Raw genomic sequence first — 10,956 nt, 5'->3', positions numbered from 1 at the left:
CACCTTCCTTTAGTATGCTTTTCTCTATTATAAAATGGGGTAGTGGAAAATTTAAGGAAAAAAATAAAGCTGTCGAGATTTTCTCGACAGCCTGAGAACCGGCGATATCGCCGGTTCTTTTCTTTTTCTCTATATTAATCACGATTGATTAAGCTGTCTAACTCTTCCTCCGTCAATTCACGGTATTCTCCAGGCGCCAAATCTTCGTCTAATGAAACAGCCCCCATCGAGAGCCGTTTTAAAAAGATCACTTCATTGCCCACTGCTTGTGCCATCAGCTTCACTTGATGGTACTTCCCTTCAGTAATCGTTAAACGGATTCGTGTATCTGCCTCTTGGTTGGCATCTACTTCAACCTTCGCCGGCTTCGTTCGGTAGTCGTCTAAAATCACAACTCCCTCTTCAAGACGAGTGATGTCTTGATCTCCAAGCGGGTATTTTAGATGAACTTCATACGTTTTCGGGACATGCTTTTTCGGAGATAACAATTGATGAGCAAGCTGGCCGTCATTTGTAAGGAGGAGGAGACCGACTGTATCCTTATCCAGTCTCCCCACAGGGAATGGCTCCCTTGCAATATCCTCTGGCTCTAGTAAATCAACAACCGTCTCATCTCGCAGATCCTCCGTTGCTGAAATGACACCGTCTGGCTTGTTCATCATGAGATAAATGAATTCTTTATACTCTACACGCTCTCCATGCACGAGCACTTCATCATTTGTTGGATCGACATGATCTTTCACCTGCTTCGCCACTTCTCCATTCACTGTGACAGCCCGGGCCTTGACCAGCTTCTTTACATCTTTCCTTGAACCAAAGCCGGTATTGGCCAGCAATTTATCAAGCCTCATGCTTCTCCACCTCTTCTTAACTCTTTTTTCTTAAAAATGATGGCATCCGGCTGCCAAGTACACGCTCTAACAATCCAACTTTATAAGATAAGAACATATACACACCGCCGCCAGTGATCATTGAAATCAAAATAACAATACCCGCTTGTATGATTCCGCCTTCATATGAAATGACTTGACTCACAAGCTGACATGTCACATAAGCCACTACAGCCATGATTGCCGTTAAAATACCAATTAAAATAAACCGTTTGAAAATCCTGCGGAACGAATAGCCTGCATGGCGCTTGATCATGATGAACATATACAAAATCGAGGCACTGTAGCCTAATGCCGTTGCAAGCACAGAACCGTTTCCTTGCAGCCAGCTAATCAGCGGGATATTGAGAACCGTTTTAATGATAATCCCTAACAAAAGACTGACGATCGCAAATTTTTGTTTGTTAATCCCTTGTAAAATCGCTGCGTTAATGGTGAATAAAGAAAACAGTAACGCAACAGGTGCATACCAAAACAAAATAGAAGTCCCAATCTCAGGATGCACAGACGGATAGAAAAACCAATAAACTGGTCCAGCCAATGCCGAAATACCAAATGAAGCAGGCAGAACGAAGAATAAAATGACCTGCATCGTTTGATCAATTTGTCGATTCAGCAGCTTGTAATTTCGCGCTGTAAAGGATTCCGTTATGGTAGGAATCAATGTTAAACCAAATGCAGTTGCAAGTGACACAGGAATCATGACAAGCTTCGGTAAATATAACGTCACAATAGACAGAACCGCTGTACTAATATCCTGATGTCCTGATGCAATCATCGCTCTGTTAATTGTATTTGTATCAATATAAGAATAAATCGGAATGGCAAGCCCAACAAACACATAGGGTGCTGCATAACTGAACAGCTCTGTAAACATTTGCTTATAAGATAATCCAGAATAGTCCCCTGTATTCGGCTGCATTGCCAAAAGCCGATCTTTCCGCTTCAGCCAATATAAATAAAGCGTAAATAGACCGCCAAACGCACCAATGAGTGCGGCAAATGTGGCATAACCAACCGCAATAACAAGACCGCCGTCAAGCACTTTTAAAATGATAAACGTCGCTGTTAATAGGAAGATGATTCTGACAAGTTGTTCGATGACTTGGGAAACAGCTGTCGGGCCCATCATCGAGTGTCCTTGGAAAAACCCTCGCACAAGACTCATAATGGGTACAACCAATAGACCCAAACTGACCATCCGAATCACATAAACCACTTGATCGACCGTCAAACCGCCCGTTTCATTCGATCCTCCAAGCTGAATCTTGGCAAAGATCGGTGCGGTCAAATATAAAATAGAAAAGGCGATAATACCGGTGACAAGCATGACCGACATACCCGCCCTGAACATTTTTCTTGTTGTCTCATAATCGCCAATTGCATTATATTTAGAGACGAATTTCGATACCGCTGTTGGAAAACCGAGCGTAGCAATACTTAAAAAGATCGTATACTGATTGTATCCATATTGGAATAGCGCACCACCAGTCGCTCCGACCATTGCGCTAAATGGAATTAAGTAAATCATACCAAGAATACGAGAGAGATAAGTCCCTATCGTTAAAACCAACGTACCACGAAGCAGTTTATTAGACATGCGCTTAACCACCATTTTTCTAATGAATATTCAACTTAACTATTTTAACACATCATTTCATCGCACAGGTAACAAATCCAATACAGAAGTCACAAAACCAATCAATTCATATTTCAGCCTTCCCCAATCTTCGTTATAATAGAGAAATGACTGAAAGTAGAAAGAGGAATGTAACATGAAACATTATGATGTCATTGTCATTGGCGGTGGACCTTCTGGACTGATGGCCGCGATTGCATCGGCAGAACACGGTGCATCGGTTCTGTTAATTGACAAAGGAAACAAACTTGGCAGAAAGCTCGCCATTTCTGGCGGTGGACGCTGCAATGTGACCAATCGCCTTCCAGTAGAAGAAATCATCAAGCATATTCCTGGAAACGGCCGTTTTCTATATAGTGCATTTTCTGAGTTCAATAACGAGGATATTATTTCGTTCTTTGAAAATCTAGGTATTGAACTAAAAGAAGAAGACCATGGACGTATGTTCCCTGTCTCAAACAAAGCACAATCTGTTGTGGATGCCCTATTAGATAGGCTCCGTGTGCTCAATGTGACCATTCGAACGAATGAAAAGATTAAAACCGTTCTGTATCAAGACGGACAAGCAGCTGGAATTGTTACAAATAATGATGAAAAAATTTCAAGTCATGCCGTTGTCATTGCTGTTGGCGGGAAAAGTGTGCCGCATACAGGCTCTACTGGCGATGGCTATGCATGGGCAGAAGCCGCTGGTCATACCATTACAGAGCTCTTCCCAACCGAAGTACCCGTCACGTCAGACGAGCGTTTTATTAAGGACAAAGTGCTTCAAGGTCTTTCATTAAGAAGTGTGGCCGTGAGTGTTTTAAATAAAAAAGGAAAACCCGTCGTCACTCATGTCATGGATATGATCTTTACACACTTTGGCTTATCAGGTCCTGCCGTTCTGAGATGCAGCGGATTTGTTGTGAAGGAACTGAAAAAGCAGCCGGCCGTCCGCCTTCAAATTGACTTATACCCAAAGCTCAATGACGAGGAGCTATTCCAAAAGCTTCATCGTGATCTAAAAGATGAACCAAAAAAAGCCATTAAAAATGTCCTGAAAGCTTGGATGCAAGAGCGCTATTTATTGTTCCTTTTAGAACGAAATGGCATTGATCCACAGGAGACATTTTCTGGTCTCGCTAAAGATAAACTGCGCGCTTTTGCTCATGATTGTAAACATTTCATCGTCCATGCAAATGGGACGCTTTCTTTAGATAAAGCCTTTGTTACAGGTGGCGGCGTTTCTGTCAAAGAAATTGAACCGAAGAAAATGGCATCCAAAAAAATGGCCGGTCTTTATTTCTGCGGAGAAATTTTAGATATTCACGGTTACACAGGTGGTTACAATATTACGTCAGCACTTGTGACAGGCAGGTTAGCTGGCATGAATGCCGCACTAGAAGTAAAGGAGAGATTTCAATGATTAGACGCGCACTTCCGATTGTCCTTGCAGTTGTCATTAGTTTGACAGCCGCTTTCTTTATGAAGCTGTCCATTACCCCGTTAAAAATCGCCATTATTTTAGCGTTTACGATTTTCGCAGTTTGTTTAAAAGAATATGTCTACCGTCTGCGCAAACGAATTGAAGAAAAGTCATCTTCACATATCGATGGTTGATAAATGGAAGCAAAACATGTTACGGTAAAATAGAGGTCGAGTGAGAAACTCGCCTCTTTTTGTTTGAAAATAGTTGAGACAGGGGATATTAAACAAAATCCTCTGCTTAAACGTGTAGAACAACAGGAGAGTGAGATGGTGTGAAAAACGTATCAAGTGTATTTTGGATTGTGATTGCTATCACATTTATTGCCGTTCTATGGGGAGCCTTTTCTCCAGAATCACTGCAAAATGTGACAGATCAAATTCAAACATACATTACAAATGACTTTGGCTGGTATTATTTATTAGTCGTATCGCTTCTAGTCGGCTTTTGTCTATTCTTTATCTTTAGCCCTATCGGAAAAATTACGTTAGGAAAGCCAGGTGAAGAGCCTGAATTTGGTCTTTTTTCTTGGTTTGCCATGCTATTTAGTGCTGGAATGGGTATTGGGCTTGTTTTTTACGGAGCAGCTGAACCGATCAGTCATTATGCGATTCAATCACCAACGGGTGACACTGAAACTGCACAAGCCTTCCGTGATTCCCTTCGCTATACTTTTTTCCACTGGGGACTTCATGCATGGGCGATCTATGCCATTGTTGCGCTTTGCATTGCATACTTTAAATTTAGAAAAGATGCGCCTGGCTTAATCAGTGCAACACTGCAGCCAGTTTTAGGAGATAAAACGCACGGATGGATCGGAAAAACCATCGATTGTATTGCTGTGTTTGCGACAGTTGTTGGTGTTGCAACGAGCTTAGGATTAGGCGCAGCACAAATCAATGGCGGATTGGATTATCTATTTAACATTCCAAATGCCTTTAGCACACAATTGATTATTATCATCATTGTGACGGTGCTCTTCCTTGCATCTGCTCTTAGCGGTATTGGTAAAGGGATTAAATATTTAAGTAATATCAACATGGTATTAGCAGCTGTTCTGATGTTTTTCTTACTTTTGGTAGGTCCAACAGTTTATATTTTAAATTCATTTACTGACTCTATTGGACAATACTTATCCAACATCGTTCAAATGAGCTTTCGCTTATCTCCAAATGACCCTGAAAAGAGAGAATGGATTAACGGATGGACGATCTTTTATTGGGCATGGTGGATCTCTTGGGCACCATTTGTCGGGATCTTTATTGCACGTGTATCACGTGGACGAACCATTCGAGAGTTTTTAGTTGGTGTGTTAGTTGCTCCATCTATCCTTGTATTTCTTTGGTTCTCTATTTTCGGTGTTTCTGCGATGGACTTACAGCAAAAGAATATTGTCGATGTTGCAGGCCTTTCTACGGAAACCATGCTTTTTGGTGTACTAAATGAATATCCGCTGGCAATGATCACATCGATTCTAGCTCTTATTTTAATTGCGGTATTCTTTATCACATCAGCAGACTCAGCCACTTTTGTGCTTGGCATGCAGACAACCTATGGATCATTAAATCCATCCAATAGTGTAAAGATCAGCTGGGGTATTATCCAGTCAGCAGTTGCGGCAGTGCTCTTATTTTCAGGCGGTCTTGAAGCCTTGCAAAACACAGCCAAACTTGCTGCTTTGCCGTTCTCTGTTGTCATCATTTTAATGATTGTATCTCTGTACAAATCATTAAATGAAGAACGAAGAGCGATTAAACAAGCAAATAAGTACAATAAACCAAGAAGTCCAAGAGTAAAAAAAGCATAATCATCACAAGAGAAAAGTCGTTCCTCATCCGAACGGCTTTTTTTCTCGTTGAAATAATTGAAGATTGTCATGACATCGCGTATTCCGATAAAATAGTGTTGAATCATCACTTTTCTACATAATGGAGGTTTATATGACGTTACCTACGTTCAAGTACAACCCAGACCCAGTTTCATTACATGTAATTAAAAAAGAGCAGACGATATGCCCCGTTTGTGAGAAAGAACGAGATTATGTATATCATGGTCCTTTTTATTCTGTTGAAGACGTTTCTGGCATTTGTCCTTGGTGCATTAAAGATGGATCAGCTGCTCAAACATATAATGGAATGTTTCAAGACGATGTGAGTTGTGATGACGTCGATCATGAAGAATATGTAGATGAACTGATCTACAGAACGCCGGGCTACCGCGGATGGCAGCAGGAATATTGGTTAAGCCATTGCGGGGATTTTTGCGCGATTGTGCAGTATGTTGGATGGAAAGAAATTGAGCATTTAGAGGAAGAACTCTCAGAGGATATTGAAGAGATTTGCAGTGGTGGACATTTCACAAAAGAGAACCTGAAACAATGGCTCGTGAACGGAGGAGACTTGCAAGGCTATCTCTTTCAATGCGTTCACTGCAAAAAGCATCGTTTACATATTGACGCTAGTTGATCATGTCAAAAGGACCTTTAGCCCTTTTTCTTCTTTTCAGCGTGATAGAAAACCTTTGCAGACTAAGAAGGACGAGTACTGGCGCGGAGCGAATTTCACATTCGTGAGCACCAGCACGCAGGACTGACAACGAATGCGAGGGTTTGTCTACACGCTGAAAGGACCCTTCAGCAGGTCCTTTTATTTTTTATATAAAATGAGCGCTGAAAAACAGTAGAGCTGCTCTCCTCCTTGCTCACAGATCACCGCCACATTGTATTTGATGTCAATAATTTGGTCGTCGTCCATTCCTTTTAAAAAAAGATTGATTTCGCTTTGCAAATCTTTCTCGTGTTCTTCATCAAATACAGCTACCTTCAGCACATATGCCACTCTCCCTTCTCTTGCTACTCTATTTTTATGCAAATAGAGACGGACATATGAACAAAAAAAAGCCTTCCATCTTGTCGATGAAAGGACTTCTTTTTACAGCTTCGGTTTTGTTTCTCCTGTCCATGCAAGCATGCCGCCAACGACATTGGTTGCTTGATAGCCTTGGTCTTCTAAGAAATAGCAGACATTCTCACTGCGTTTACCAGAACGGCAAATAATATAATACTCTTGCGTCTTATCAAACGCATCTAGCTTCTCAGGAATATCACCCATTCGAATATGGACTGCCTCTGGAATCATGCCTTCTGCTACCTCTTCATCCTCACGCACATCGACGAGTTGAATGGCTTCTTCTTGCTCTAGTTTTTGCTTTAATTCTTCTATTGAAATTTCTTTTACTGACACGACTCTCATCTCTCCTTTTATTCACGGTGACACCATTATAGCAAATCATACACATCACTGCGTATTCACCCGCTTGGATTGAAGGAAAGACGGGAAGCGTTTCTTCACATCAACTGCCGGCTGCTCGCTTTCAAACTCTATCTTTTTAAACACTTGATAGGCTAGCCACATGTGGCCATATGCGAGAATGCTGATGCTAAAAAACGGCACGATCCCTGGCAAATAAGCAAATAGGATAAAGAGAACAGCCGAGAAAACAAGCATAGAGAGCGTATATTGCAAATACGAGATGCCAAGCAGAAGGGAAAATTTCAAATAAAGACGCTTTTTCCAATCATAATGAGCCAGCAGCGGAAAGATATAAAACAAGCTGACAATAAACAGAAAACCAAAGATATAGATCGCAAAGCGAAGCACGTGTAAAAACCAACTCGTTGGATAAATATAAGCAAGGTCTACATAAATAATTGTCCCGATGATGACCAGCACCACTCCAATGACATTAGAGCGTACAAATTCTTCGCGGTATACTTTCCAAAAGGTTTGAAAGACGCTGACTTGCTCATGCCCTTGTATCCACTTTCTCATCACAGAAAATAACGCTGTTGTTGCAGGCATGAAGCCAAAGATTCCAAGCCCAAGTATAGTGAACAAAAGCCATAACAAATTCGTATAGGCAAGTCTCATCACCCACTCACACATGCGCAGCATTCTGCTCATTGATCCATCATGATCCATCTCTCTTCCCTCCTCTCTTTCTCGTTACACCGTCTCTTTTTGAAACAATTCTTCTATTTCAATCGGGCGTTTTTCTGCAACTGAGCGCCACATGCCTTCGCCAAGTGCAATGGAATAAGCCCCCGCCTCTGCTCCTGCAGAAATGTCATAAGGAATGAGCGGATCTTTTCCTAAAAATAAATCTGCTAATAATAGCGGATCTCCGCCTCCATGACCTCCTGATTGCTTCACAACTTCAATCGTTTCTTTTCCACCAAACATCGGGTAGTATGCAATTGTCTGTTCAGGGAATTGAAAAGGGATTCTCGATGGCACATGAAACTCATTTGTTTCAATCCGTCCCTTCGTCCCGTTAATCGCAAGCCGGTAGCCTTCATATGGCGCTGAAAATTGAATCGAGTAACTTAACAAAGCCCCCTGATCATAAGCCACTGACGCCACATACGTATCCTCAATATCAATTTCTTGATCAAAAATACAGGCATCCGGGCGATAATTTGAGTATTGCTTTGACTGCTGCTCACCTGATTCAATATGGTCATCCTCCACCTTTGTGCGCTCTACCCGCGGATTCCACCTTGCTTCATAATGACAGGTATCTCTTACATAACAGGTTCCACAATATCGATTCTCTTCACCCTGCAAAGGATTCCAAGGACTTTCATCCCCATAATAATTCAGTGCGCCATAGGCAAATACTTGCTTCGGCTTTTGATCAATCCACCAGTTGACCAAGTCAAAGTGATGGGTCGATTTATGAATAGACAGACCACCTGAATATTGACGCGAGCGGTTCCACCTTTTAAAATAACTGGCTCCGTGATACGTATCAATGAGCCAGCTTAACTCAACAGACGTGACCCTTCCAATCTTTCCATCTAAAATGAGCTCTTTTATCTTTCGATGGAATGGATTGTAGCGATAATTAAAGGTGACGGTGACCTTTCCTTTGCTTTCTGCCTCTTTTTCCATCACCTGTTTGGCGTCTTTTGCTGTTGTGACCATCGGCTTTTCCGTTATGACATCCAGATCATGATCCAGTGCCTGCAGGATATATGTGACATGTGTATCATCACGCCCCGCCACAATGACGATATCTGGTCTTGCTTCCTTCACCATCTGACCAAATGCATCCTCATGAAAAAATGAGACGCCCCTTAGTGATGGAAAACGCTCCTGACAAAGTGTATACCGCTTCTCATCTACATCTAAGAGCCCTGTAATCCTGTAATGCTCGTTGAAATCCTCGGTGAGCGGTTTGATAAACATATTGAAGGCACGGTGACTGAGCCCGCAAACAGCGACCCTTTTCACATTCCCCCACCCCTTTTTCTATTGGTTTTCACGAAGCTGCTTCATGAGAGACAGTGCCTCTTTAGATTTCTCCGCATACACAGGTATGAAGGCGACCATATCTCGGTGTAATCGAAAGGTATAGCCATTTAGCTGCTTCGTTCCTTTCTTGATTTGGACCGCATAATCGACTGTATTTCCCGTCTTTGCATCTTCCACCGTATATGGTCCTGCCCCTTCGCCATCTACCCGCATCTCTTCAAGCAGCTGAAAGCTTTCAGGATCATCATATGTTCTAAACATTTCTTCCGGGACAAACATCACGTCCCCCTCTTTTGCAGTTATTTCAACAAGAAGTTTTTCAGGAATTGCAGGGAAGATGTGAACGTCGTATGTCTCCTGATTTGGTTGAAAAGCTTTCTCCACTAATTGGTCTTTCATTGCTTTTGACATGTCAGAAAAAATAAGGACATCAATCCCCTCTGTTTTCCCCTGACAGGCGGACAAATAAAAGGCAGCGATGAAGCTAAGGAGCCATGCCGCAGCCCTTTGATACCGCCTCATACCTTTTGAAACACAGACAGCTTTTCTAGTTCAGTTAACGCCATAATAAAAGCGCCTGCTCCATGCAAATCATTCGTGCTCCGCTCTCTGCCAACGTAATAGTCATAAAATCCCGCAGATGTTCCAATACAAATATCGTTCACCGTAAAATCGCCGTTGTCTTTTTCCTCCGTTTTATACTGAATCAACCCTTGATACGCTTTGACCACGTGATCAACATATCGAAGACTGACATATCCTTCATTCATGGCTTTTGCCATCGCATACATGAATAAACATGACCCTGAGCTTTCAAGCCAATTGTCGCTATGACTTCCTTTATCAATGATTTGATGCCATAGACCCGTTTCGTCGTCCTGATATTTTGCCACACTTTCCAGCATATCTGTCAGTGTGTCCTTCCACACTTTTCGTCCTTCATGTCCTTCTGGTAAATCTTCGATCATATCGGCTAACGCAAGGACATACCAGCCAAAGGATCTTGCCCAAAATTCTGGGGAACAGCCCGTCTGTTGATCAGCCCATGGCATCACTTTCCGTTCATCCCATGCGTGATAGTAAAGACCCGTTTTTTCATCTTTGGTATGCTTTCTCATGAGTTGCTCTTGATGGATGACCATGTCCACCAACTCCGATTCTCCTGTCAACTGGGCATACTTTAAAGCAAAAGGCCCGCCCATATAAAGACCATCTAGCCACATTTGATAGGCATAATTGTCTTTATGCCAGAAACCGCCCTCAGACGTGCGATTCAGCGTCCGGTAAAGCCCCCGAAGCTTTTCTGCTGCCTTCACATACCGCTTCTCTCCCGTTCTTTCAATCAGCGGGAATAAAATGAGCCCTGCTTGAATGGCATCAAGCTCGTCTCTGCGGAATAACAGATTCCCATGGTCATCAATGAGTGAGTCAGCATAATTTTTCACATAATCAAAGTACGCCTCGTTTTCTGTTGCTTCGTAAAGCTTCATCACTCCGCAAAGGAAAACCCCTTGATGATAGTGCCACCTTCCAGCTGGCGGAAGTTCAATCGGTGTATACGCTTTCATTATTGTTTGTGCTAATTTCTCTGCATGCTCAAGCGGTGATCCCTTTTCAATCGATAATGTCATTGGTCTTCATCTC

General features: G+C 42.3%; 12 protein-coding genes. 4 read left to right on the top strand and 8 right to left on the bottom strand.

From position 1 onward, the window contains the following. Positions 1–134: 134 nt before the first annotated feature. Positions 135–851, bottom strand: a complete 717-nt coding sequence (locus M2369_RS18310) for a pseudouridine synthase (RefSeq protein WP_017367874.1) — start codon at positions 849–851, stop codon at positions 135–137. A gap of 16 nt (positions 852–867) precedes the next feature. Further along, complete coding sequence (locus tag M2369_RS18305; RefSeq protein ID WP_017358331.1) at positions 868–2,490, bottom strand: putative polysaccharide biosynthesis protein; 1,623 nt, start codon at positions 2,488–2,490, stop codon at positions 868–870. 175 nt (positions 2,491–2,665) lie between these two features. Between M2369_RS18305 and M2369_RS18300 the strand changes: the two genes are divergently transcribed. The 4 genes from M2369_RS18300 (at position 2,666) to M2369_RS18285 (ending at position 6,462) form a co-directional block, all read left to right on the top strand. Then, on the top strand, positions 2,666–3,937 hold the full coding sequence (locus tag M2369_RS18300; protein ID WP_096881754.1) for a BaiN/RdsA family NAD(P)/FAD-dependent oxidoreductase: 1,272 nt from the start codon (positions 2,666–2,668) through the stop codon (positions 3,935–3,937). After that, entirely contained in the window at positions 3,934–4,131 is a 198-nt protein-coding gene (locus M2369_RS18295; RefSeq protein ID WP_008343027.1) for a hypothetical protein, read from the top strand. Before M2369_RS18300 ends, M2369_RS18295 begins: the two co-directional genes overlap by 4 nt. A 140-nt stretch (positions 4,132–4,271) precedes the next feature. Then, on the top strand, positions 4,272–5,804 hold the full coding sequence (gene opuD / locus M2369_RS18290) for a glycine betaine transporter OpuD (protein WP_041093413.1): 1,533 nt from the start codon (positions 4,272–4,274) through the stop codon (positions 5,802–5,804). Between the two features lie 133 nt (positions 5,805–5,937). After that, complete coding sequence (locus M2369_RS18285; protein WP_047945267.1) at positions 5,938–6,462, top strand: CbrC family protein; 525 nt, start codon at positions 5,938–5,940, stop codon at positions 6,460–6,462. Between the two features lie 180 nt (positions 6,463–6,642). On the opposite strand, the gene M2369_RS18280 is transcribed toward M2369_RS18285, so the two are convergent. The 6 genes from M2369_RS18280 to M2369_RS18255 all read right to left on the bottom strand — a co-directional run bounded on the left by M2369_RS18280 (position 6,643) and on the right by M2369_RS18255 (position 10,943). Beyond that, positions 6,643–6,825 (bottom strand): sporulation protein Cse60, encoded by a 183-nt coding sequence (locus M2369_RS18280; RefSeq protein ID WP_003217582.1) that lies wholly within the window; start codon positions 6,823–6,825, stop codon positions 6,643–6,645. Between the two features lie 102 nt (positions 6,826–6,927). Next, on the bottom strand, positions 6,928–7,239 hold the full coding sequence (locus tag M2369_RS18275) for a rhodanese-like domain-containing protein (protein WP_017358336.1): 312 nt from the start codon (positions 7,237–7,239) through the stop codon (positions 6,928–6,930). A 54-nt stretch (positions 7,240–7,293) separates the two neighbouring features. Beyond that, positions 7,294–7,977: a YesL family protein gene (locus M2369_RS18270; protein ID WP_259255576.1), complete on the bottom strand. Its 684-nt coding sequence runs from the start codon at positions 7,975–7,977 to the stop codon at positions 7,294–7,296. A gap of 24 nt (positions 7,978–8,001) precedes the next feature. After that, entirely contained in the window at positions 8,002–9,291 is a 1,290-nt protein-coding gene (locus tag M2369_RS18265; protein WP_047945266.1) for a Gfo/Idh/MocA family protein, read from the bottom strand. 18 nt (positions 9,292–9,309) lie between these two features. Beyond that, a complete protein-coding gene (locus M2369_RS18260) occupies positions 9,310–9,834 on the bottom strand; it encodes a hypothetical protein (RefSeq protein ID WP_045034176.1) in 525 nt (174 codons plus the stop codon). Then, complete coding sequence (locus M2369_RS18255; RefSeq protein ID WP_061419957.1) at positions 9,831–10,943, bottom strand: glycoside hydrolase family 88/105 protein; 1,113 nt, start codon at positions 10,941–10,943, stop codon at positions 9,831–9,833. The genes M2369_RS18260 and M2369_RS18255 overlap by 4 nt, the downstream gene beginning before the upstream one ends. Between the last annotated feature and the right edge of the window lie 13 nt (positions 10,944–10,956).

This window comes from Bacillus sp. JUb11, from assembly GCF_024807925.1.
Classification (GTDB): domain Bacteria; phylum Bacillota; class Bacilli; order Bacillales; family Bacillaceae; genus Bacillus; species Bacillus altitudinis.
The sequence above is the reverse complement of the archived record's forward strand: the minus strand, read 5'-3'. Positions and strand labels throughout refer to the sequence as shown.